Genomic DNA, 23,362 nt, shown 5'->3' on the forward strand with positions numbered 1-23,362 from the left:
ACGGTGTTCCCGGCAACATCCGGTAAGCAGGTGCCGGGAGCCGGACGGTGCGGACGGCGGTCCCAAGAAGCTGAATCCCGACTCTGTGGAGGTCATCCATGAACACCCGCGGTTTGCTCGATCAATTGCTCAAGGCGGGCCAGCAGGCCCTGGCCAAGAAGACCGGCCACGCGGCCCCACGATCCGGTACCCCGTCTTCCGGCAAGGATCCCCTTGGCGGTCTGCTTTCGGGCCTGGGTAACAGCGGCCTGGCCGCCGGTGCCCTGACCGCCCTGCTGGGCAGCAAGCGCGGGCGTGCCATGGGGGGCAAGGCTGTCGGCTATGGCGGCTTGGCGGCGCTCGGCATGGTGGCCTACAAGGCCTATCAGTCCTGGCAGGCCAACCAGGCCCAGGGCGCGGCGGCCGCCGAGCCCCGCACCGTGGATCGGGTACCGGAGCACGAAGCCGAGGCCCACGGCCGGGCGGTGCTGATCGCCCTGATCGCGGCGGCCAAGGCCGATGGCCATGTCGATGACCAGGAACGCCAGGCCATCGAAGCCGAGATGGCCAAGCTGGACAACGATCCCGAACTGCGCAGCTGGCTGCAGCGCGAACTGGAACAGCCGCTCGACCCGGCCAAGGTCGCCGCCGCGGCGGAAACCCCCGAAATGGCGGCCGAGATGTACCTGGCCAGCCTGATGCTGATCGACGATCAGCAATACATGGAAAAGGCCTATCTGGACGAGCTGGCGCGCCAGTTGCGCCTGGAGCCCGGCCTGCGCGCCGAACTGGAGCGCGAGGCCGCGGCGGTCTGACGGCTAGGCGAGGGCACGTTCCTCGCCCAGCAGGACGCTCCGCTCCGCTGCGCAGAGGTGCAGCAGGAAATCCCAGACCACGCGCAGGCGCGCGGAGCGGTGCAGTTCGCGGTGGGTGGAGATCCAGTACTCCCGGGTAAAGGAGCGCTCCGGGAGCACGCCTTCCAGGGGCGTGCCTTGACCCACCAGGTAGCAGGGCAGCACCGCGATGCCGATGCCGGCACAGGCGGCTTCGCGCTGGGCGATGACGCTGGTGCTGCGAAAGACGATGCGCGGCTCGGGGCAGAGTCCCTGGATGAATTGCAGTTCGCGGGTGTACAGCAGGTCGTCGACGTAGCCGATGAAGGTCTGCTCGCCGAGGTCGGCTTCGGCCCCCAGGGGCGGCGCCCGATCCAGGTAGGTGCGACTGGCGTAGAACCTCAGGCGATAGGGCGTCAGCCGCCGGCCGATCAGGCCTTCGGCGGTGGGCCTTTCCAGGGTGATGGCGATGTCCGCCTCGCGGTTGGTGACGCTGACGAAGCGCGGCACCGAGACCAGTTCCACTTCCAGCCCCGCATAGTCGCGCAGCAGCGCTCCCAGACGCTGGGCGAGAAAGCCGGTGCCCAGACCTTCGGTCACCCCGACCCGCACCTGGCCCAGCGGATTGAGTCTCTGGGTCACCGCCTCCTGGGCCAGCAACGCGGCTTCTTCCATCGCCTGGGCGTGCGCCAGCAGGGCCTGACCAGCCGGGGTGAGTTGATAACCGCTGGCCTGTTGCACCAGCAGCTGACTGCCCAGGGCGCGCTCCAGGGCCTCCAGGTGGCGGGCGACGGTGGCATGACTGACGCCCAGGCTACGGGCGGCGGTCAGCAGGCGGCCATGGCGCTGGATCTCCAGAAAAACCCGCAGATCGTTCCAGTCGAACATCCCGTCTCCCTCGTCTAGGTCTGTCTGCGCGGTCGCTTGTGGGGCGCTGTTCAGAAATGCACAGCCGGTGCCCGTTTTCTGCGACTGTTGTTCGCGGATGACGACACTAGGATAGGGACCACAACAACAAAAAAGCGAGGGAACGTCATGCCCGGTCCTGCTGCGGAATATGACTTCATCATCGTCGGCGCCGGTCCGGCCGGCTGCCTGCTGGCCAATCGACTGTCCGCCGATCCGGCCCATCGCGTGCTGCTGCTGGAAGCCGGCGGGCGTGACAACCATCCCTGGATCCACATTCCCGTCGGCTATCTGTTCTGCATCGGCAATCCGCGCACCGACTGGTGCTTCAAGACCGAGGTGGAAGCGGGCCTGGGGGGCCGGGCGCTCAACTATCCGCGCGGGCGGGTGCTGGGTGGCTGCTCTTCCATCAACGGCATGATCTACATGCGTGGCCAGGCCCGCGACTACGACGGCTGGGCCGCCGCCGGCAATCCCGGCTGGGGCTGGCAGGACGTGCTGCCGCTGTTCAAGCGCATGGAGGATCACTGCGACGGCAATTCAGAGTTTCATGGCGCCGGGGGCGAATGGCGGGTCGAGCGGCAGCGCCTGCACTGGACGCTGCTCGACGCCTTTCGCGCCGCCGCCAGCGAAACCGGCATCGCGCCGGTGGAGGACTTCAACACCGGTGACAACGAAGGCTGCGGCTACTTCCAGGTCAATCAGCGCAATGGCGTGCGCTGGAATGCCGCCAAGGCCTTTCTCAAGCCCATCCGCCAGCGCGCCAACCTCGAGGTGCTGACCGGCGTCCAGGTCGAGCGGGTGCTGCTGGAGGAGGGCAGGGCACGGGCGGTGCTGGCGCGCCTGCCGGGCCAGGCCGAGCCCCAGCGCCTGGTGGCACGGCGGGAGATCGTGCTCTGCGCCGGCGCCATCGGCTCGCCGACCCTGTTGCAGCGCTCCGGCATAGGGCCGCGCGGTCTGCTCGAAGGCCTGGGCATCGGCGTCCGGCACCGCCTGGAAGGGGTGGGCGGCAATCTGCAGGATCACCTGCAACTGCGGCTGATCTACCGGGTGCACGGCGTGCCGACCCTCAACGCCCTGGCCGGCAGCCTCTGGGGCAAGCTGGGCATGGGCCTGGAATACCTCTGGAAACGCAGTGGTCCCCTGGCCATGGCGCCAAGTCAGCTGGGCGCCTTCGCCCGCTCCGATCCCGGGCAGCCCTCGGCCAATCTGCAGTATCACGTGCAGCCGCTGTCGCTGGAGCGCTTCGGCGAGCCGCTGCACGGCTTTCCCGCCTTTACCGCCTCGGTGTGCAACCTGCGTCCGGCCAGTCGTGGCCAGGTGGCCATCCGCAGCGCCGACCCGCTGGCCGCGCCGCTGATCCAGCCGCGGTATCTCAGCGCACCGGAGGATCTCAAGGTGGCCGCCGACGCCATCCGCCTGACCCGGCGCATCGTCGCCGCCCCGGCCCTGGCCGCCTATCGACCCGAGGAATACCTGCCGGGCCCGGCCTACCAGAGCGAGGAGGAATTGCAGCAGGCGGCCGGCGCCATAGGCACCACCATCTTCCATCCATCCGGCACCTGCCGCATGGGCCAGGACGCCGACGCCGTGGTCGATGCGCGCCTGCGGGTGCATGGCATTCCCGGGCTGCGGGTGGCCGACGCCTCCATCATGCCGACCCTGGTCTCGGGCAACAGCTGCTCGCCAACGCTGATGATCGCCGAGCAGGCGGCCACCTTCATGCTGGCCGAGGCGCGCGAGCAGGGCAGTCACGAGCTGCCCGCCGTGGTGGCCCGGGCCAGCGCGGTCTCGGCGGCCTAGCGGCGTCCCTCCGCTTTCACCGACGGCGGGGCCTCCCGCCGTTTCCACCGTAGTAGCTGTCGCCCATAACAACAATCAGCCCGGCGATCCCGGGTCAGGAGAACGTGCGATGTCCGACTATGCCCAACCCCGGGTCCAACCCAGCGCGGCCAGCAGTCGCCGCGAAGAACGCAAGGTGATCTTCGCCTCGTCCCTGGGAACCGTCTTCGAGTGGTACGACTTCTTTCTCTATGGTGCCCTGGCGGCGGTGATCAGCAAGCAGTTCTTCGCCGGCGTCAACGACACCACCGCCTTTATCTTCGCCCTGCTGGCCTTTGCCGCCGGCTTCGTGGTGCGGCCCTTCGGCGCCTTGGTGTTCGGCCGCCTGGGCGACATGGTCGGCCGCAAGTACACCTTTCTCGCCACCATCATCCTCATGGGCATCGCCACCTTCGGCGTCGGCCTGCTGCCCACCTACGCCAGCATCGGCGTGGCCGCACCCATCATCCTGGTGGTGCTGCGCCTGCTGCAGGGCCTGGCCCTGGGCGGCGAATACGGCGGCGCCGCCACCTACATCGCCGAGCACGCGCCGCCCGGCAAGCGCGGCGCCCATACCAGCTGGCTGCAATCCACCGCGACCCTGGGGCTGTTGCTGTCGCTGGTGGTGATCCTGGTCTGCCGCTACCTGACCGGCGACCAGTTCGAGGTCTGGGGCTGGCGCCTGCCGTTCCTGCTGTCGATCTTCCTGCTGGCCATCTCCACCTGGATCCGCATGTCGATGCACGAATCGCCCGCCTTCGTGCGCATGAAGGCCGAAGGCAAGCAGAGCAAGGCGCCGATCCGCGATTCCTTCACCAACTGGAGCAATCTCAAGGTGGTGCTGATCGCGCTGTTCAGCATCAACGGCGGCCAGGCGGTGACTTTCTACCTGTCGCAGTTCTATGTGATGTTCTTTCTCACACAGACCCTCAAGCTGGATCCGGTGCTGGCGAACAACCTGCTGATCATCAGCGTCATCCTCGGGGCCCCCTTCTTCGTCATCGCCGGTTGGCTGTCGGACAAGGTCGGGCGCAAGCCGATCCTGATGCTCGGCCTGCTGCTGGCCACGGTGCTCTACTTCCCGCTGTTCAAGGCCCTGACCCACTACGCCAATCCGCAGATCTACCAGGCCAGCCAGCAGGCGCCCATCGTGGTGACCGCCGACCCGGCCACCTGCACCTTCCAGTTCGATCCGGTGGGCAAGGCGCGTTTCGACAGTCCCTGCGATCGGGTCAAGACACTGCTGGCCAAGAGCGGTCTGCCCTACCGCAGCGTGGCCGCGGCGCCCGGCGATGCGGTGCAGGTCAGCGTCGGCGACAAGCTCATCGTCGGCTTCGACGAACCGGCCCTGCGCGCCGCGGTGCAGGCCGCCGGCTATCCGGCCAAGGCCGACTCGGCCCAGGTCAACAAGCCGATGGTGGTGGCGGTGATCTTCGCCCTGATCCTGATCGCCACCCTCTGCTACGGACCGCTGGCGGCGCTGATGGTGGAGCTGTTCCCCACGCGCATCCGCTACACCTCCATGTCGCTGCCGTACCACATCGGCAACGGCTGGTTCGGCGGCTTCCTGCCCACGGTGTCCTTTGCCCTGGTGGTCTATACCGGCGACATCTTCTACGGCCTCTGGTACCCGGTGCTGATCACCGGCGTCAGCCTGGTGGTGGGGCTGCTGTGCCTGCCGGAAACCCGCCATCGCGATCTCGACGCCGATTGAGGCGCGTGCGGGCGGCGCTGCCCGCCGCCCGCTGAGTTTCGCCGCCGATTGGGTTATACTCGCGAGCTTTTCCACAGCTTTTCTCGCGAGTGTTTCCCCCATGGAAATCAACCCGATCGTCACCAGCATCAAGGACCTCACCAGCCGTACCCAGACCATTCGGGGGTATCTTTGACTACGATCTGAAAAAGGATCGTCTGGTCGAAGTCGAGCGCGAGCTCGAGGATCCCGCTGTCTGGAACAAGCCCGAATACGCCCAGAATCTCGGCCGCGAGCGCGCCCAGCTGGCCCAGGTGGTCGGGACCCTGGACGAGCTGACCGGTGGCCTGGCCGATGCCAGCGACCTGCTGGAGATGGCCGCCGAAGAGGAAGACCAGGGCGCGGTCGATGACGTGGCGACCGAGGTGGAGCGCCTGCGCGGCATCCTCGAGAAGCTTGAATTCCGCCGCATGTTCAGCGGCGAGATGGACCCCAACAACTGCTACCTGGACATCCAGGCCGGCTCCGGCGGCACCGAGGCCCAGGACTGGGCCAACATGCTGCTGCGCATGTACCTGCGCTGGGCCGACCAGCACGGCTTCAGCGCCGAGATCGTCGAGTTGTCGGAAGGCGAGGTCGCCGGCATCAAGGGCGCCACGGTGCACATCAAGGGCGAATACGCCTTCGGCTGGCTGCGCACCGAGATCGGCGTGCACCGCCTGGTGCGCAAGAGTCCCTTCGACTCGGGCAACCGGCGCCACACCTCCTTTACCGCGGTGTTCGTCTCGCCCGAGATCGACGACAACATCGACATCGAGATCAACCCGTCCGATCTGCGCATCGACACCTACCGCTCCTCGGGTGCGGGTGGTCAGCACGTGAACACCACCGACTCCGCGGTGCGGATCACCCACGTGCCCACCAACACCGTGGTGGCCTGCCAGAACGAGCGTTCCCAGCACGCCAACAAGGACACCGCCATGAAGATGCTGCGGGCCAAGTTGTACGAGCTGGAGATGCAGAAGCGCACCGCCGCCTCCCAGGCGCTGGAGGACTCCAAGTCCGATATCGGCTGGGGCCACCAGATTCGCTCCTACGTCCTCGACGCCTCGCGGATCAAGGATCTGCGCACCGGCGTGGAACGCAGCGACTGCGACAAGGTGCTCGACGGCGATCTGGACGAATACCTCGAAGCCAGCCTCAAGCAGGGCATCTAACCCCACTCTCCCGTAGGAGCGGCCCATGGCCGCGATGGCCGCGACTCCCCCAGGCTGCGATGCCTGGATCGCGGTCATGGACCGCTCCTACAACCAGCACTCCCCAGGTAAACAGCAGACATGAGCGAACAACCCCTAGACCCCCAAGCCCAGGAACAGGAAGACAACAAGCTGATCGCCCAGCGCAAGGAAAAGCTCTCCGCGCTGCGTGCCCAGCAGGCCATTCCCTTCCCCAACGACTTCCGCCGCGACAGCCTGGCCGGTGATCTGCAGCAGCAGTACGCCGACAAGACCAAGGAAGAGCTGGAAGCCGCGGGCATCAAGGTCAAGGTGGCCGGCCGCATCATGCTCAACCGCGGCGCCTTCATGGTGCTGCAGGACACCAGCGGGCGCATCCAGGTCTACGTCGACCGCAAGACCCTGCCGGCCGAGACCCTGGAAGCGGTCAAGACCTGGGACCTGGGCGACATCATCGCCACCGAAGGCACCCTGGCCCGCTCCGGCAAAGGCGATCTCTACGTCAACATGAGCGACGTGCGACTGCTGACCAAGTCGCTGCGACCGCTGCCCGACAAGCACCACGGCCTGACCGACACCGAGCTGCGCTATCGCCAGCGCTATGTTGACCTGATCGTCAACGAAGAGGTGCGCCAGACCTTCCGCGTACGCTCCCAGGTCATCGCCCACATCCGCCGCTTCCTCATGGAGCGGGGCTTCCTCGAAGTGGAAACCCCCATGCTGCAGACCATTCCCGGCGGTGCGGCGGCCAAGCCCTTCGAGACCCACCACAACGCTCTGGACATGGCCATGTTCCTGCGCATCGCGCCGGAGCTGTACCTCAAGCGCCTGGTGGTCGGTGGCTTCGAGAAGGTCTTCGAGATCAACCGCAACTTCCGTAACGAAGGCGTCTCGACCCGGCACAACCCCGAGTTCACCATGCTCGAGTTCTACCAGGCCTACGCCGACTACCGCGACAACATGGACCTCACCGAGGAACTGTTCCGCGAACTGGCCATGGCCGTGCTCGGCACCACCGACGTGCCCTATGGCGACAAGGTCTTCCACTTCGGCGAGCCCTTCGTGCGCCTGTCGGTGTACGACTCCATCCTCAAGTACAACCCGGACATCACCGCGGAAGACCTGCAGGACGTCGAGAAGGCCCGCGCCATCGCCAAGAAGGCTGGCGCCAAGGTGCTCGGCCACGAAGGCCTGGGCAAGCTACAGGTGATGATTTTCGAGGAGCTGGTGGAGAGCAAGCTGGAGCAGCCGCACTTCATCACCGAGTACCCCTTCGAGGTCTCGCCACTGGCGCGCCGCAACGACGAGAATCCCAGCGTCACCGACCGCTTCGAGCTGTTCATCGGCGGCCGCGAGATCGCCAACGCCTACTCCGAGCTCAACGACGCCGAAGACCAGGCCGAGCGTTTCATGCTGCAGGTCCAGGAAAAGGACGCCGGTGACGACGAGGCCATGCACTACGACGCCGACTTCATCAACGCCCTGGAATACGGCATGCCGCCCACTGCCGGCGAAGGCATCGGTATCGACCGCCTGGTGATGCTGCTGACCAACTCGCCGTCGATCCGCGACGTCATCCTCTTCCCGCACATGCGTCCGCAATAAAAGTGGCGCCCCGTCCGGGGCGTCGCTTCGGTGCCTGCCGACCGGGGCTCTGTCATCAAAGGTTCATTCGGACCTGCTAACAGAGCCCTGATGTCGCGTTCCCTCCGCAGGTAGCCATGACCAATACGCTGATCCCCCTGCATCCGGCCGCCGAACGGCTGGGGCTGCTATACGCCTATCATTTCACCTCCGGCCAGCCGGGCCGGGCCCTGACCATGGCGCCGGAAGATCCCTGGGAAGCGGATGAGGGCGGGTTTCGCTGGCTGCACTTCAACCTGGCCCACGCCGCCGCCGAGCGCTGGATGCGCGAGCACCTGGGGCTGCCCGAGGAGTTCTTCGAATCCCTGCATGCCGGTTCCCACTCGACCCGCCTGGAACCGGCCGACGACACCCTGCTCGGGGTGGTGAACGACGTGACCCTCGCCTACGGCCAGGTGTCGGTGGACGTCGCCACCCTCTGGGCCTGCGCCCGCCCGAGGCTGCTGGTGACCGCCCGGGCCCAGCCACTGCGTTCGGTGGATCGCCTGCGCCACGCGGTACGCCGCGGCGAGGGCTTCGGCTCGACCCTGGAACTGCTGGTGCATCTCCTGCGCGACCAGGCCGACGTACTGACCGGCATCATCCGCGACACCACGGTCAAGGTGGATGCCATCGAGGATCGCCTGCTGTCCCAGCGGCTGTCCGCCAGTCGCGCCGAACTGGGCAGCCTGAGACGCGCCCTGGTCCGGCTGCAACGGCTGCTGGCCCTGGAGCCGGGTTCCCTGCTGCGGCTGCTCAACCGGCCGCCGGCCTGGCTGCGCCGCGACGACATCCAGACCCTGCGGGAGGCCACCGAGGAATTCGACCGGGTGCTGGACGACCTCGCCGCCCTGGTGGAGCGGCTCAAGCTGTTGCAGGAAGAGATCGCCGCCGCCTCCGCTGAGCAGACCAACCGCACCCTGTTCACCCTGACCCTGGTCACGGTGCTGGCCCTGCCGATCAACATCATCGCCGGCTTCTTCGGCATGAACGTCGGCGGTATCCCGCTGGCCGACTCGCCCCATGGTTTCTGGATCCTGGTGGCGCTGGTGGCGACCTTCACGGTGCTGGCCGGCAGCCTGGCCTTTCGCAAGCGAGGCGACTGACCGGCTGCGTGCAACCCCTGGGGGCGCTCCGCGGTCTCTAGGAGAACCGTTACTGGAGACCGCAATGGACTTCAAGGACTACTACGAGGTGCTCGGCGTCGCTCCCGACGTCGATGACAAGACCCTCAAGACCGCCTATCGCAAGCTGGCGCGCAAGTACCACCCCGATGTGAGCAAGGAGGCCGATGCCGAGGCCCGCTTCAAGGAGGTGGCCGAGGCCTATGACGTCCTGCGCGATCCGCACAAGCGCGCCGAGTACGACCAGGTACGCCTCTACCAGCAGCAGGGCGAGCGCTTCCAGGTGCCGCCGGACTGGCAGCCGGGTTCAGGCGATGACTACAGCGATCCCCATGCCGGCTTCGGCGCGGACTACTCCGACTTCTTCGAATCCCTGTTCGGTGCTGCCGGGCGCTCGCAGCAGGGCGGTTTCGCCCGCCGGGGTCGTGACATCGAGCTGGAGCTGCCGCTGTTTCTCGAAGAGAGCCAGGCGGGCAGCACCAAGCCGCTGAGCTTTACGCTGCCGCAGCGCGACGAGCTGGGCCGCCGCGTCGGCGAGACCACCAAGACCCTCAACGTCAAGATTCCCGCCGGCAGCACCGACGGCGAACGTATCCGCCTGAAAGGCCAGGGCGAGCCGGGCGTCGGCGGCGCGGAGGCGGGGGATCTCTATCTGGTCATCCGCCTGGTGCCCCATCCGCTGTTCGACGTGGACGGCCAGGATCTGGTGGTCAGCGTACCGCTCGCCCCCTGGGAAGCTGCGTTGGGCGCCAAGGTGCAGGTGCCGACGCTTTATGGACAGATCATGCTCAGTATCCCGCCCGGCAGCCAGAACGGTGCGCGGCTGCGGGTGCGCGGCAAGGGCCTGGTCGGCAAGGCGGGGCAGGGCGATCTGCATGCCCTGCTCAAGGTGGTGATGCCGCCCAGGGGCGATGAAGAAACCCAGGCGCTGTGGCGCCAACTGGCCGAGCGGGCGGCCTTCGATCCCCGCCGCGACTGGAGGAAAGTCTGATGAGCAGTCTGATCGTCCTGCAGGAATTCTGCGTGCTCTGCGAGGTGAGCGAGCCGGTGGTGGTAGAGATCGTCGAGCATGGCATCCTGGCACCCCAGCGGGGCAAGCGTCCGGCCGAGTGGCACTTCGACACCGGCGCCCTGCACCGCGCCCGCCGCGCCGTGCGCCTGAGGCGTGAGCTGGAACTGGACTGGTCCGCCACCGCCCTGGCCCTGCACCTGCTGGATGAGGTGGAAGAACTACGCCGCGAAAACCAGCGTCTGCGCCAGCGCCTGGCGCGCTTCGCCGGTGAAATGCGAGACGTGGGAGCCGATTCGTAGGGTGGAAAACCGCGCAGCGTTTTCCACGCGCGTCGCCTATTCGCAGGGCACTGGAAAAGGCTGCGCCGTTTTCCACGCTACGGGCTGCAATATGTTGGGCTTCGCTGTGCTCAACCCAATCCACGGGACTTGCATCCGCACCGGATATCCCCCCTCTCCCTCCGGGAGAGGGCTGGGGTGAGGGAATCCAGGTGGCGCTGGTAACGGCAGGGATTCCATCGTGGCCATGGCGGTGCGCCGATGCGACCGCTCCTGCAGCCGCGGATGAGCCCTGTAGGAGCGGCCCATGGCCGCGATGTTGTAGGGTGGAAAACCGCGCAGCGTTTTCCACGCGCCTTGCCCAAACGCAGGATAGTGAAAAAGGCTGCGCCGTTTTCCACGCTACGGGCTGCAATAGGTTGGGCTTCGCTGCGCTCAACCCAACCTACGGAATGTCCATCTGCATCGGATATCCCCCTCTCCCTCCGGGAGAGGGCTGGGGTGAGGGAAGCCAGGTAGCGCCGGTAATGGCCGCGATGTTGTAGGGTGGAAAACCGCGCAGCGTTTTCCACGCGCCTTGCCCAAATACAGGACAGTGGAAAAGGCTGCGCCGTTTTCCACGCTACAACAGGAGTCCCACAGCCATGCCCAGCCATATCCTCGATCATCGCATTCTCGGTGAATCCCTGCAGGCGGTGGAGATCGGCCTCGATCCGGGCGAGACGGTGATCGCCGAGGCCGGCGCCATGACCTACATGGAGGCAGACATCGATTTCACCGCACGCATGGGTGACGGCTCCGCCGGCCTGCTCGGCAAGCTCTGGGGCGCCGGCAAGCGGATGCTTGGCGGCGAGTCGCTATTCATGACCCATTTCACCAATGAAGGTCGCGAGAAGCGCCACGTCGCCTTTGCCGCGCCCTATCCGGGGCAGGTGTTACCCCTGGACCTCGCCGCCCTGGGCGGCACCCTGTTCTGCCAGCGCGATTCCTTTCTCTGCGCGGCCAAGGGCACCCGCATCGGCGTGGCTTTCACCCGCCGTCTGGGCGCCGGTTTCTTCGGCGGCGAAGGCTTCATCCTGCAGCGGCTGGAGGGCGATGGCATGGCCTTCGTGCATGCCGGCGGCACGGTGATCCGCAAGGAACTCAAGGGCGAGACCCTGCGCCTGGACACCGGTTGTCTGGTGGGTTTCACCAGCGGCATCGACTACAACATCAAGCTGGCAGGTGGCCTGCGCAGCATGCTGTTCGGCGGTGAAGGCCTGGTGCTGGCAACCCTGAGCGGCCACGGCACGGTGTGGATTCAGACCTTGCCCTTTTCCCGGCTAGCGGGCCGGGTCCAGGCCGCGGCCGGCGGCGGCGTCGGTGAACGCCGCGCCGGTGGCGACTGATCTTTCGCCTACCCTAGGCCCGCTGCAAGGCGCTCTGGGGCGCCATGCGCTCCAGCCAGTCACGCCAGCGCACCCGGCTGTCGTGGACCAGCCAGCCGTCCTGGCGGGCGAAGCTTTCCGACAGCCAGAGGCCGCGGGTCGATACCGGCAGGCGCTGGCCGGCGGACAGGGTGTAGAGCTCGCCGGTGGGTTTGCCGTCGTCCAGGGCGACCAGATAGAGATCCGGGCGTTGCCGGGCCAGGCGCGCCAGCAATTGGCCGTTCTCGATCTTCTCGTCGACGTGGAACAGACTCGGCGCCTTGCACTCCTTGGGCAGCTCCAGCAGCAGGTCATAGACCAGTTGCAGCGAGGCGGTGGGGGTATGCACATAGGCGCGAGGGCGTTCCAGCAGCGCCAGACTGCCGCAGCGCACTGGCCGCGCCGCGCCCGAACGTGGGGTCAGGCGAAAGGCCACGTCCTCGCGATAGGGCAGGGCCGGGGCATAGGGCGTCGGCAGCCAGGTGTCGGCGAAGCGTCCCGCCAGCCAGCCGCGCGGCGTCTCGATCAGGCACTCCTCGGCCACCTCCTGGACGGCGGTGAGCAGCGGCAGCGCCAGTTCGTGGGTCGGGATGTAACCGGAGATCAGCTTGAGCACCACGTCGCCCCGATCGGGCCGGCGCTGGCGCACCAGCAGCCAGTGATCCTGGCCCTGCCAGTTCAGCGTCAGGCGTACCGAGACCCCCAGATTGGCGAGCCTGGCGCTGAAGTGCTGGGCATCGTCGATCTCGATGGGCTTGCGCCGCTCCAGCATCTCGCTGAAATTCAGGGGTTGGCCGAGGGCCTGGTAGGTGAGGCCGTCATGGTTGGCCTCGACCGAAAGGGGCAGGGTCTTGAACGCCTTGGGATTGTGGCGGGCGATGAGCTGGGGCATGGCCGACTCCTGTTTGTTGTATGCCGCGGACGCGCCGTCCCGGGCAAGCCGGGCAGGGCGTCCAGCGGACGAAGGCAAGGGTTCAGCGAAACGCTCTGGATCAGGGCCGAGCGGTGATCACTTCGGCCAGGGTACGGACATTATGTGACAGGTGCAGGGGATCGATAGTGCCGACTATCGCACTGCTCACACCCGGCTCGCCGAACACCCGGGCGAAGCTGGCCCGCACTGGATCCTGGCCGGCGCCGAGTACGGCGTGACCGCTGGCCAGGGCCTTCTTGATCAGGATGCCCTTGCCCTGGGCGGCGGCGGCCTGGATCACCGGGATCTCGGCGTCTTCGTTGAGGTTGAAGGTGACCATGGCGCAATCGCCGGCTTCCAGGGCTTTCAGGCCGCCGGCGACGGTCTTGCCGGAAAAGCCGAAGGCGCGGATCAGCCCCTCGCGCTTGAGCTCGGCCAGGGTCTCGTAGCAGCCGCTGTCCTGGAGGATGGCCAGGTCGTTGCCATCGGAGTGCACCAGCACCAGGTCCAGCCAGTCGGTTTCCAGGCGTTGCAGGCTGCGTTCCACCGAGCGGCGGGTATGGGCCGGGCTGAAGTCGAAGCTGGACAGGCCATCGGTGAATTCCTCCCCGACCTTGCTGGCGATCACCCAGTGCTGGCGCTGGCCACGCAAGAGCGGACCCAGGCGTTCCTCGCTGCGGCCATAGGCCGGGGCGGTGTCCAGCAGATTGATCCCCAGTTCGCGGGCAAGACTCAGCAGGTCCGCGGCGCTGCGGTCGTCGGGGATGGTGAAGCCATTGGGATACTTCACGCCCTGGTCCCGCCCGAACTTGACCGTGCCCAGGCCCAGCGGGGAGATCTCGAGACCGGTGCTGCCCAGCGGACGCTGCAGACCGTGTAGGGTGTGCAGACTCATGGCAACAGCTCCTCCCAGAAGGGCGCGGCCACCGGCGGTTGCGGATGGGCGGGCAGGGCGGGGTGCTGTCCCGGCGCGATGCCATCGCGGTCGAGATTGGCCAGGACGCGGTCGGCCAGGTCGGGCGACAGGGCCAGCTTGGTCGGCCAGCCCACCAGCAGACGACCTTCCTCGGCGAGAAAGGCATTGTCCGGACGCACCAGTCCGGATTGCGCCGGCTCGGCGCGATCCACGCGCAGGGTCGCCCAGCGCGCGCCGGCGAAGTCGATCCAGGGCAGCAGGCGCTGCAACTCCTCGCGCGCCGCGGCGATCTGCGCCTGGGGTTCGCGCGCCACGCCCTCGGCTTCGGCCAGGTCGCCACCCAGGTACCACAGCCACTGGCCGTCGGCGGTGGGGTGGCTGGTGATGGTCACCCGCGGCTTGGGGCCGCCGCCCAGGCAGTGGGCATAGAGGGGTTTGAGCATGGGGCCCTTGACCACCACCATGTGCAGCGGGCGGCGCTGCATGGCCGGTTGTTCGAGACCGAGGGCCTGGAGCAGATCGGCCATGCCGGCGCCGGCGGTGAGCACGATGCGGCGGGCGCGAATGGGCTGGCCGTCCACCACCAGGCCGGTCAGTTCGCCGGCTTCGCGCAGCGGTTGCAGCTCATGCCCGGCCAGCAGGCTGTCGCCGGCCAGCTCGGCCAGGCGCGCGACCAGGCTGGGCACGTCCAGCACCAGTTCGGCCAGGCGATAGACCTTGCCCTTGAAGGCGCGGTCGCGCAGGGCGGGTGGCAGTTCGTCGCCCTTGACGGCATCCACCCGGCCGCGCACCGCCTTGCTGGCAAAAAAGCTGGTGAGGTTGCCGGCCAGGCTGCCCGGCGACCAGAGGTAATGGGCTTCGGAGAGCAGGCGCACGCTGGAAAGGTCCAGCTCGCCGCTGCCGGCCAGGCTCTCGCGCCAGCGCCGCGGCATGTCGGCGATGGCCTCGGAGGCACCGGTGAGCATCCCGGTCAGGGCGTACTTGGTGCCGCCATGGATGATGCCCTGGGACTTGCCGCTCTGGCCGCCGCCCAGGGCACCGGTCTCCACCAGCACGGTGGCGTAGCCGGCGCGTCGGAGGCGGGCGTTGAGCCAGAGGCCGGCGACGCCGCCGCCGACGATGAGGATATCGGTGGACCAGGGTTGGGACATGAACGGCCTGCTCGGGTGATCGGCAAAGAGGCGATTTTACACGCTCCTCGCCGCCGCTGGTCTCAATGCCCGGTGCTGCCGGAAAACAGCTGGATCACCACCACCCCGGCGACGATCAGCCCCATGCCCAGCAGGGCCGGCAGGTCCAGCTTCTGATCGTAGAGAAAGGCCGCGGCGATGCTCACCAGCACGATGCCAAGGCCGGCCCAGATGGCGTAGGCGATGCCCACCGGGATGCTGCGCACCACTAGGGTCAGCATCCAGAAGGCCAGCCCGTAGCCACAAACGACCAGGATCAGCGGCAGCGGCTTGCTGAAGCCGCTGATGGCCTTCATGGAGGTGGTGGCGACGACTTCGGCGGCGATGGCGATGGCCAGGTAGATGTATCCGCTCATGGGGCTTCCTCCTGTAGAAGGCCCCATTGTGCCTTTCCGGGCGATGGGTGAAAGTTGATACCTATCTATCGGGGAGATGGGTCGTGCAGTGGAATCTTGAGCAGCTGGAGATCTTCGTCGGCATCGCCGAGGGCGCGAGTTTCTCGGCGATGGCGCGGCGTCTGGGCCGGGCGCAATCGGCGATCAGCTCGGCCATCGCCCTGCTGGAGACCGATCTGGGCGTGGCGCTGTTCACGCGCAGCAACGGGCGCACGCCGGTCATCACCGCGGCCGGTCTGGCCCTGCTGGAGGAGGCGCGCGAGGTGCTGCGCCAGTGCCAGCGGCTGGACAGCCGGGCCCAGGCCCTCTGCGCTGGACAGGAACCGCTGTTGCGCCTGGCCCTGGACGAGGCCATGCCCTACCAGCCGGTGCTCGATGCCCTGGACGCCCTGGCCGTGGCCTTTCCGCACCTGGAGGTCCAGCTCACCAGCGGCGCCCAGGGCGATGTGGCGCGCAAGCTGCTGACCGACCAGGCCGACCTCGGCCTGCTGTTTCGCCATGAGCACATGCCCGCGGCCCTGGAGCGCCAGGCCCTGGGCGATGTCGCCCAGGTCACCGCTTGCGGCGCCCAGCATCCCCTGGCGCGCCAGCAGGGCGTGGGCCGGCGCGAACTGGCCCGTCATCGTCAGCTGCTGATCGCGCCGCTGGAGAATCCCTATCCCGGCGGCGAGCAGATCGCCCCCCAGGTCTGGCGCGCCGACAGCTTCTACCTGCTCGCCGAATTGCTGATGCGTGGCCTGGGCTGGGGCTGGCTGCCACGGCACGTGGCGCGCTATCCCACCTACCAGGGCTTGCTGGCCGAACTGGCCTGCGACTGGGTACCGCCGGCCCTGGTGGTGGAACTGGCCTGGCGCCGCAACGCCGCACCGGGACCGGCGGCGCGCTGGCTGGCGCAGCGCCTGGCGGAAGAGTTGCGGGCGATCGGTTGAATCGACGTGTTGGGCTTCCAGCACTCGCCCACAACCCTTTCCAACGAACACCCATTCTGGCCAGATCCGTGGGCCAGCTTGGCCAGCGCCAGGTCGCTCGGGCTGCAATACTCGACTCATCCCTTTCCCGCCGGTGAAGATCGCCATGACCACACCTCCCGTCCTCGGCCAGCGCTTTGTCTTCGTCGTCCTGGCGCTGATCTTTCTCGCCCTGCTGGTTTCGGCGGGCGTCAGGTCTACCCCCGGCGTCTTGCTCTTGCCGCTGCAGGACACCTTTGGCTGGAGTCGCGAGACGGTCTCGCTTGCCGCCGCCATCGGCATCTTTCTCTATGGCCTGGTAGGCCCCTTCGCCGCGGCCCTGATGCAGACCCTCGGCATCCGCCGCACCCTGCTCGGCGGCCTCACCCTGATCAGCCTGGCCACCGCCCTGAGCACCCTGATGCGCGAACCCTGGCATCTGGTCGCCACCTGGGGCGTGCTCAGCGGCCTGGGCACGGGTTGCGTGGCCATGGTGCTGGGCGCGGCCATCGTCAATCGCTGGTTCGTCGCCCGGCGGGGGCTGATGATGGGGCTGCTGGCGGCCAGCACCGCCACCGGCAATCTGGTCTTTCTGCCGCTGCTGGCCCATCTCGCCAGTCACGAAGGCTGGCAGACCGTGGTGCTGACCGTGGCCGTGGCCAGCGCCGCGCTGATCCCGCTGGTGGCCTGGCTGCTGCCGGAGCGGCCGGCGGATATCGGCCTGCGGCCCCATGGCGCCCCGGCGGACTACCAGGCGCCGGCTGCTACCGCACCGGGCAACCTGTTTCGCGTGACCCTCGGCACCCTGGCCATGGCCAGTCGGCGGCGCGATTTCTGGTTGCTGTTCCTGACCTTCTTCGTCTGCGGCTTCACCACCAATGGGCTGATCGGCACCCACTTCATCGCCATGGGCCATGACCACGGGCTGTCCCAGGTGCAGGCCGCCGGGATCCTCGCGCTGATGGGCATCTTCGATCTGGTAGGCACCACCGCGTCCGGCTGGCTGACCGACAGGTACGATCCGCGCCGCCTGCTGTTCGTCTACTACAGCCTGCGCGGCCTCTCGCTGATCTACCTGCCATTCTCCGGTTTCGCCCCCGAGCAGCTGCTGCTGTTCGGCATCTTCTACGGCCTGGACTGGATCGCCACCGTGCCGCCCACGGTCAAGCTGACCAACCAGAGCTTTGGCGAAAAGACGGCGCCGGTGGTGTTCGGCTGGGTGTTCTGCGGCCACATGCTCGGCGCCGCCTGCGCAGCCTTTCTCGCCGGCGCCCTGCGCGAGCACTTCGGCTCCTACCAGGAGGCCCTGGTGCTGGCCGGCCTGACCGGCATCCTGGCGGCGCTGATGGCCCTCTGGATCGGCCGGCCGAGCGCCGCGGGTGCCGGGCGCTCGGCCGTGCCCGAGGCGGGCTAGGCGGGCTTCAGGTCCAGCGGCACGGCCGTCGGCGCGCGGTGCAGCATCGAGGCCGGGATCGCCAGGATCAGCAGGCCGCTGACGAACAGGCAGGCGCCGAGCACATAGGTGCCGTTGTTGATGTCGCCGGTGAGGGTTTCCATGGTCGCGGTGATCATGGAGCCGGTGAAGCCGGAGAGGTTGCCGATGGCGTTGATCATGCCGATGCCCGCCGCGGCGGCGACGCCGGAAAGCAAGGTGCCGGGCAGCGACCAGAAGATCGGCATCAGCGCCAGCAGGCCCGAGGCGGCCACGGTGAGGAAGAAGATCGACAGCACGATGTTGTGGATGAACCAGGCGCTCAGCACCAAGCCCAGGGCGCCGACGAAGGCCGGCACCGCCGCGTGCAGCCGCTGCTCGCCGGTGCGGGCCGAGTGGCGGGCGTTGAGCAGCATGACCACCAGGGCGACGCTGTAGGGGATAGCGGTGAGCAGGCCGATCTGCAGGCTGCCGCTGACCCCGGCGTTCTTGATAATCGAGGGCATCCAGAAGGCCAGGCCATAGAAGCCGGTGTTGAAGGTCAGCAGGATGAACACCAGCAGCCAGACCCGCGGATTGAAGAACACCTCACCGAGTCGCGAGGCCTTGCCGGCGTTCTGCTGCTCCAGGTTGCGCTTGAGCAGGGCCTTTTCCCGGGCGTCCAGCCAGGGCGCCTTGTCGATGTTGTCGCTCAGGCAGCAGAACACCACCACCGCCATGATGATCGAGGGCACCCCTTCCACCAGCAGCATCCACTGCCAGCCGGCCAGACCGTGCCAGTTGTGCAGGCTGCTCATCAGCCAGCCGGAGAGCACGCCGCCAAAGCTCAGGCTGAAGGGCAGGGCGATGAGGAAGCCCGACATCACCCGACTCTGTCGGCGGGTCGGAAACCAGTAGTTGAGATAGAGGATCACCCCGGGAAAGAAGCCCGCCTCGCAGACGCCCAGCAGGAAGCGCAGCACATAGAAGAGGGTGCTCGACTGCATGCCGAAGAACTGCGCCAGCGGCTGGGTGAAGGCCACCGCCATGGAGATGATCGCCCAGGTCAGCATGATGCGGGCGATCCAGAAGCGCGCGCCGTAGCGATGCAGCAGGAGGTTGCTGGGGATTTCGAAGAGGAAATAGCCCCAGAAGAACATGCTGGCGCCAAGGGCATAGACGGTGTTGCTGAAGCCGAGGTCGTCGAGCATGTCCAGCTTGGCGAAGCCGACGTTGACCCGATCCAGGTAGGCGGCGATGTAGCACAGCAGCAGGATCGGCAGGATGCGCAGCACCACCTTGCGATAGGTGCGTTCTTCGAAGGCGTCGCCAGCGGCGCCCTGGGGAGCGGTGGTCTCGAACATGGGAATGACCTTCGGGGCCTTGGGGCCCGTTGTTGTTATTGAAGAGGTCGAAGGCGGCCGGGGATGCAGGGTGGCCGTCTGAATCGCCAGGCCACTCTAGGAGCGGGAGCGATTCTTTCCCAATGGCATTTGCGGATCATTCGATAACGGCGCGTTATCGAAGCCTCTAGGCCGAGGCCTCTCCGCGACCGGCATGGCTCAGCAGGATGGCGGCGAATTCCCGGGCCGCCTCGCCCAGGGGTTCGCCCTTGCGGGTGAGGATGCCGTAGTCCTGCGCCGGCAGGTGCAAGGGCAGCTCCAGGGCACTGAGCGCGCCGCTGCCGAGATAGGGCTCGACCATCGCCTCGGGCAGCATGCCGATCATGGGGCCGGCGCGTAGCACCTGGAGAAAGGTCTGCATGGAGATGGTGTCGATGGTGTTGCTCGGCACCGGCAGGCCGGCAGCGGCGAAGGCCCGCTCCATGCGCCCGCGGATGGGCGTGCCCTTGGGATAGAGGATCCAGGGCCAGGCCAGCACCTGGTCGAGGCCCACGGGGCCGCTGCCCACCAGCGGGTGATCGGCGTTGACCACGAAGCGGAAGGGCTCCGGAGCCAGCGGCTGGAAGTCGAAGCGCTGGGCCTGGGCTTCGTCGGTGAAACGCGCCACCGCCAGATGCAGCAGCTTGTCGTCGAGCATCTCCATCAGGTGATCGCTGGTCTGCTCCATCACCTCGATGGCCAGCAGCGGCCAGCGCTGCTTGATCGCGACGATGGCCTGCGGCAGGGCCACCGCCGTGGCGGCGAAGATGCCGCCGACCTTGAGCTGGCCATGACCACCGCGCCTCAGGCTGTCGATCTGCTCGGCGAAGTCGCGGGCATCGTTGAGCGCCACCCGCGCATAGCGCAGCACGTGCTCACCCAGGGCGGTGGGTGGCATGCTGCGCGGCTGGCGCTCGAACAGGGCGAAGCCCAGCAGGTGCTCGATCTCCTTGAGCATCTTGCTGATGGCCGGCTGGCTGAGATTCATTTGCTGCGCGGCCAGGTGCATGTTGCGGGTGCGCCCCAGGGTGTCGATCAGCAGCAGGTGGCGAAATTTGAGCCAGTGGCAGATCTGGCTGAACGACGGCTCGGACACGGGTGCCTCCCAGGCGATAAGCGCAGGTTATCGAATGATGAAATAAGCCCATTTGAGTTTATCAGTCCGGCTGCCTAGCGTGGACCCATCAGCCCTGGAGTCCTGCCCATGTCCCTTCGTCTCTCGCCTGCCAACACCCTTCCCACCGATGGCCTGGCCGGCACCCTGGTGGGCCGCGCCTGGGTGCCCGGCCCGCTGGCCGGTCCCTCGCCCGTGGTGCTGCGCGAAGACGGCGTCTTCGATGTCTCCCAGCGGTTCGCCACCCTCAGCGCCCTGTTCGAGGAAGACGCGCCGCTGCAGGTCCTGCGCGACACCCCCGGACGTTACATCGGTAGTGTGGAAGAACTGCTGGCCAACAGCGGCGAGCAGGCCGCTGCGGACCGCCTGCACCTGCTGCCGCCAGCCGATCTGCAGGTGATCAAGGCCGCCGGGGTGACCTTTGCCGCCAGCATGCTGGAGCGGGTGATCGAGGAACAGGCCGGTGGCGATGCCGGGCGCGCCGTAGCCATCCGCGAGCAGGTGCAGGCGGTGATCGGCGCGGACCTGCAGGGCCTGGAGCCGGGCAGTCCGCGGGCCCAGGCGCTCAAGGCGCTGCTGATCGAGAAGGGCATGTGGTCGCAGTACCTGGAGGTGGGCATCGGGCCGGACGCCGAGATCTTCACCAAGGCGCCGGTGCTGGCCGCGGTCGGCTCTGGCAGCGCCATCGGCATCCACCCCGTGTCCCAGTGGAACAATCCCGAACCCGAGGTGGTGCTGGTGGCCGATAGCCGCGGCCGCCTGCATGGCGCCACCCTGGGCAATGACGTCAACCTGCGCGACATCGAGGGCCGCAGCGCCCTTTTGCTGAGCAAGGCCAAGGATAACAACGCCTCCTGCGCCCTGGGGCCCTTCATCCGCCTGTTCGACGAGACCTTCGATCTCGACCAGGTGCGCCAGTGCGTGGTGACCCTGGAGGTCCAGGGCGAAGACGGCTTCCGACTCCAGGGCAGCAGCTCCATGGCGCAGATCAGTCGCGATCCCACCGATCTCGCCGCCCAGACCCTCAATGCCAACCACCAGTATCCCGACGGCTTCGTGCTGTTTCTCGGCACCCTGTTCGCCCCGACCCAGGACCGCGACGCCCCGGGCGGTGGCTTCACCCACAAGGTGGGTGACCGGGTGAGCATCGCCAGCCCGCTGCTGGGGACCCTGCACAACCGGGTGACCACCAGCGACCAGGCCCCGGCCTGGCGCTTCGGCCTCGGCGCTCTGATGCACAACCTGGCCGCCCGTGGCCTGCTGGGCCGCTGATCCTTTCTTTCCTAATAACAACTAGAGACCATCATGACTTCCGCCAAACGCCCGCTGCGCAGCCAGCTCTGGTTCGATGACCCTGCCCACGCCGACATGACCGCGCTCTATGTCGAGCGCTATATGAACTACGGCCTGACCCGCGACGAACTCCAGTCCGGTCGCCCCATCATCGGCATCGCCCAGACCGGCAGCGACCTTACCCCCTGCAATCGCCACCACCTGGAACTGGCCCAGCGGGTCAAGGCCGGCATCCGCGATGCGGGCGGCATCCCCATGGAATTCCCGGTGCACCCCATTGCCGAGCAGAGTCGCCGGCCCACCGCGGCCCTGGATCGCAACCTGGCCTACCTCGGCCTGGTGGAGATCCTGCATGGCTTCCCGCTGGATGGCGTGGTGCTCACCACCGGCTGCGACAAGACCACCCCGGCCTGCCTGATGGCCGCGGCCACCACCGACCTGCCAGCCATCGTGCTGTCCGGCGGACCGATGCTCGACGGGCATTTCAAGGGCGAGCTGATCGGCTCCGGCACCGTGCTCTGGCACGCACGCAACCTGCTGGCGACCGGCGAGATCGACTACGAGGGCTTCATGGCCCTGACCACTGCCGCCTCGCCCTCGGTGGGCCACTGCAACACCATGGGCACGGCCCTGTCGATGAATGCCCTGGCCGAGACCCTGGGCATGTCGCTGCCCGGCTGCGCCAGCATCCCCGCGCCTTACCGTGAGCGCGGCCAGATGGCCTATGCCACCGGCAAGCGCATCTGCCAGCTGGTGCTGGACGACGTCCGCCCCTCGCAGATCATGACCCGCAAGGCCTTCGAGAACGCCATCGTGGTGGCCTCGGCCCTGGGCGCCTCCAGCAACTGCCCGCCGCACCTGATCGCCATCGCCCGGCACATGGGCATCGAATTGTCGCTGGACGACTGGCAGCGCCTGGGCGAGGACATCCCACTGCTGGCCAACTGCATGCCGGCCGGCAAGTATTTGGGCGAAGGCTTCCACCGCGCCGGCGGGGTGCCGGCGGTGCTCCACGAACTGCTCAAGGCCGGCCGCCTGCACGGCGAGTGCCTGACCGTCTCCGGCAAGACCATCGGCACCATCGCCGAGGGCGCCGCCAGCTCGGATCCTGCGGTGATCCAGCCCTATGAGGCGCCGCTCAAGCACCGCGCCGGCTTCATCGTGCTCAGCGGCAACTTCTTCGATAGCGCCATCATGAAGATGTCGGTGGTGGGCGAGGCCTTCCGTCAGACCTACCTGGCCGAGCCGGGCAAGGAAAACAGCTTCGAGGCGCGGGCCATCGTCTTCGAAGGCCCGGAGGACTACCACGCGCGCATCGACGATCCGGCGCTGGACATCGACGAGCGCTGCATCCTGGTGATCCGCGGCGCCGGTCCGGTGGGTTATCCGGGCAGCGCCGAGGTGGTCAACATGGCGCCCCCGGCGGCGCTGATCAAGAAGGGCATCGATTCCCTGCCGTGCCTGGGCGACGGTCGCCAGAGTGGCACCTCGGCCAGCCCTTCGATCCTCAACATGTCGCCGGAAGCGGCGGTGGGCGGCGGCCTGGCCCTGCTCAAGACCAACGACCGGCTGCGCGTGGACCTCAATGCCCGCAGCGTCGACGTGCTGCTCGACGATGGCGAACTGGAGCGCCGCCGCGCCGAATGGACGCCCAACCTGCCGCCGGCCCAGACCCCCTGGCAGGAACTCTACCGGCAGCTGGTGGGCCAGCTCTCCACCGGTGGCTGCCTGGAGCCGGCCACCCTGCACCTCAAGGTGATCGCGCGCGAGGGTGGGGTGCCGCGGCATTCGCACTGAGAGTCTGTTCAAAAGCTCGCGAGCTAGAGCCAAACAAGGCGAAAATGTTTGAGGACGCGGAGTTTACGAATAGTAAATGAGCATTCCGAAAGCA

Annotated in this window: 20 protein-coding genes; 13 read left to right on the forward strand and 7 right to left on the reverse strand. The window is 67.4% G+C overall.

The features are described from left to right. The first annotated feature begins 98 nt into the window (after positions 1-98). Complete coding sequence (locus OXS31_RS16985) at positions 99-794, forward strand: tellurite resistance TerB family protein (protein WP_267400791.1); 696 nt, start codon at positions 99-101, stop codon at positions 792-794. Between the two features lie 3 nt (positions 795-797). On the opposite strand, the gene OXS31_RS16990 is transcribed toward OXS31_RS16985, so the two are convergent. After that, positions 798-1,700 (reverse strand): LysR family transcriptional regulator, encoded by a 903-nt coding sequence (locus OXS31_RS16990; protein ID WP_007160968.1) that lies wholly within the window; start codon positions 1,698-1,700, stop codon positions 798-800. 147 nt (positions 1,701-1,847) lie between these two features. On the opposite strand from OXS31_RS16990, the gene OXS31_RS16995 reads away from it, so the two are divergent. From OXS31_RS16995 to OXS31_RS17030, 8 genes are all read left to right on the forward strand, one after another. Then, positions 1,848-3,521 carry a GMC family oxidoreductase gene (locus OXS31_RS16995; protein WP_267400794.1) on the forward strand — a complete coding sequence of 558 codons (1,674 nt, stop codon included), beginning with the start codon at positions 1,848-1,850 and terminating at the stop codon, positions 3,519-3,521. A gap of 109 nt (positions 3,522-3,630) precedes the next feature. After that, positions 3,631-5,253, forward strand: a complete 1,623-nt coding sequence (locus tag OXS31_RS17000; RefSeq protein WP_007160970.1) for an MFS transporter — start codon at positions 3,631-3,633, stop codon at positions 5,251-5,253. 100 nt (positions 5,254-5,353) lie between these two features. Further along, a protein-coding gene (prfB, locus tag OXS31_RS17005) for a peptide chain release factor 2 (RefSeq protein WP_100168977.1) occupies positions 5,354-6,449 on the forward strand; the annotation gives its coding sequence in 2 pieces (ribosomal slippage) (positions 5,354-5,425 and positions 5,427-6,449; 1,095 coding nt in all). 120 nt (positions 6,450-6,569) lie between these two features. Further along, positions 6,570-8,072 carry a lysine--tRNA ligase gene (gene lysS, locus OXS31_RS17010; protein ID WP_007160973.1) on the forward strand — a complete coding sequence of 501 codons (1,503 nt, stop codon included), beginning with the start codon at positions 6,570-6,572 and terminating at the stop codon, positions 8,070-8,072. A gap of 116 nt (positions 8,073-8,188) precedes the next feature. Further along, complete coding sequence (locus OXS31_RS17015; protein WP_267400800.1) at positions 8,189-9,196, forward strand: transporter; 1,008 nt, start codon at positions 8,189-8,191, stop codon at positions 9,194-9,196. 64 nt (positions 9,197-9,260) lie between these two features. Continuing rightward, positions 9,261-10,205: a curved DNA-binding protein gene (cbpA, locus tag OXS31_RS17020; protein WP_267400802.1), complete on the forward strand. Its 945-nt coding sequence runs from the start codon at positions 9,261-9,263 to the stop codon at positions 10,203-10,205. Next, complete coding sequence (locus OXS31_RS17025; RefSeq protein WP_108582483.1) at positions 10,205-10,525, forward strand: chaperone modulator CbpM; 321 nt, start codon at positions 10,205-10,207, stop codon at positions 10,523-10,525. The genes cbpA and OXS31_RS17025 overlap by 1 nt, the downstream gene beginning before the upstream one ends. Before the next feature lie 623 nt (positions 10,526-11,148). Then, entirely contained in the window at positions 11,149-11,892 is a 744-nt protein-coding gene (locus OXS31_RS17030; RefSeq protein WP_267400805.1) for a TIGR00266 family protein, read from the forward strand. Positions 11,893-11,905: 13 nt separating this feature from the next. Here OXS31_RS17030 and OXS31_RS17035 read toward each other — a convergent pair whose 3' ends face one another. The 4 genes from OXS31_RS17035 to OXS31_RS17050 form a co-directional block, all read right to left on the reverse strand. Continuing rightward, positions 11,906-12,802, reverse strand: coding sequence for a hypothetical protein (locus OXS31_RS17035; protein ID WP_007162117.1), 897 nt, complete (start codon positions 12,800-12,802; stop codon positions 11,906-11,908). 100 nt (positions 12,803-12,902) lie between these two features. Continuing rightward, positions 12,903-13,718 (reverse strand): aldo/keto reductase, encoded by an 816-nt coding sequence (locus OXS31_RS17040; protein ID WP_267400811.1) that lies wholly within the window; start codon positions 13,716-13,718, stop codon positions 12,903-12,905. Further along, the gene (locus OXS31_RS17045) at positions 13,715-14,890 is read right to left on the reverse strand and encodes an FAD-dependent oxidoreductase (protein WP_027600232.1); all 1,176 of its coding nucleotides are present in this window, start codon (positions 14,888-14,890) and stop codon (positions 13,715-13,717) included. The genes OXS31_RS17040 and OXS31_RS17045 overlap by 4 nt, the downstream gene beginning before the upstream one ends. A gap of 62 nt (positions 14,891-14,952) precedes the next feature. Further along, positions 14,953-15,285 carry an SMR family transporter gene (locus OXS31_RS17050; protein ID WP_027600233.1) on the reverse strand — a complete coding sequence of 111 codons (333 nt, stop codon included), beginning with the start codon at positions 15,283-15,285 and terminating at the stop codon, positions 14,953-14,955. Positions 15,286-15,368: 83 nt separating this feature from the next. On the opposite strand from OXS31_RS17050, the gene OXS31_RS17055 reads away from it, so the two are divergent. Both OXS31_RS17055 and OXS31_RS17060 read left to right on the forward strand, forming a co-directional pair. Further along, positions 15,369-16,253: a LysR family transcriptional regulator gene (locus tag OXS31_RS17055; protein ID WP_027600234.1), complete on the forward strand. Its 885-nt coding sequence runs from the start codon at positions 15,369-15,371 to the stop codon at positions 16,251-16,253. Between the two features lie 145 nt (positions 16,254-16,398). Further along, the gene (locus OXS31_RS17060; protein ID WP_150339464.1) at positions 16,399-17,685 is read left to right on the forward strand and encodes an MFS transporter; all 1,287 of its coding nucleotides are present in this window, start codon (positions 16,399-16,401) and stop codon (positions 17,683-17,685) included. Here OXS31_RS17060 and OXS31_RS17065 read toward each other — a convergent pair. Together OXS31_RS17065 and OXS31_RS17070 are read right to left on the reverse strand one after the other, a co-directional pair. Further along, a complete protein-coding gene (locus OXS31_RS17065; protein WP_267400819.1) occupies positions 17,682-19,046 on the reverse strand; it encodes an MFS transporter in 1,365 nt (454 codons plus the stop codon). The two genes, OXS31_RS17060 and OXS31_RS17065, sit on opposite strands and share 4 nt — an antisense overlap. Positions 19,047-19,212: 166 nt before the next feature. Continuing rightward, positions 19,213-20,160: a LysR family transcriptional regulator gene (locus OXS31_RS17070; RefSeq protein ID WP_267400821.1), complete on the reverse strand. Its 948-nt coding sequence runs from the start codon at positions 20,158-20,160 to the stop codon at positions 19,213-19,215. Positions 20,161-20,268: 108 nt separating this feature from the next. On the opposite strand from OXS31_RS17070, the gene OXS31_RS17075 reads away from it, so the two are divergent. Further along, positions 20,269-21,450: a fumarylacetoacetate hydrolase family protein gene (locus tag OXS31_RS17075; RefSeq protein ID WP_007162109.1), complete on the forward strand. Its 1,182-nt coding sequence runs from the start codon at positions 20,269-20,271 to the stop codon at positions 21,448-21,450. A gap of 33 nt (positions 21,451-21,483) precedes the next feature. Beyond that, positions 21,484-23,268 carry an IlvD/Edd family dehydratase gene (locus tag OXS31_RS17080; protein ID WP_267400824.1) on the forward strand — a complete coding sequence of 595 codons (1,785 nt, stop codon included), beginning with the start codon at positions 21,484-21,486 and terminating at the stop codon, positions 23,266-23,268. Positions 23,269-23,362 lie beyond the last annotated feature (94 nt).

Origin of the sequence: Pseudomonas sp. GM_Psu_1, from assembly GCF_026544185.1 — a bacterium.
Classification (GTDB): domain Bacteria; phylum Pseudomonadota; class Gammaproteobacteria; order Pseudomonadales; family Pseudomonadaceae; genus Chryseomonas; species Chryseomonas oryzihabitans.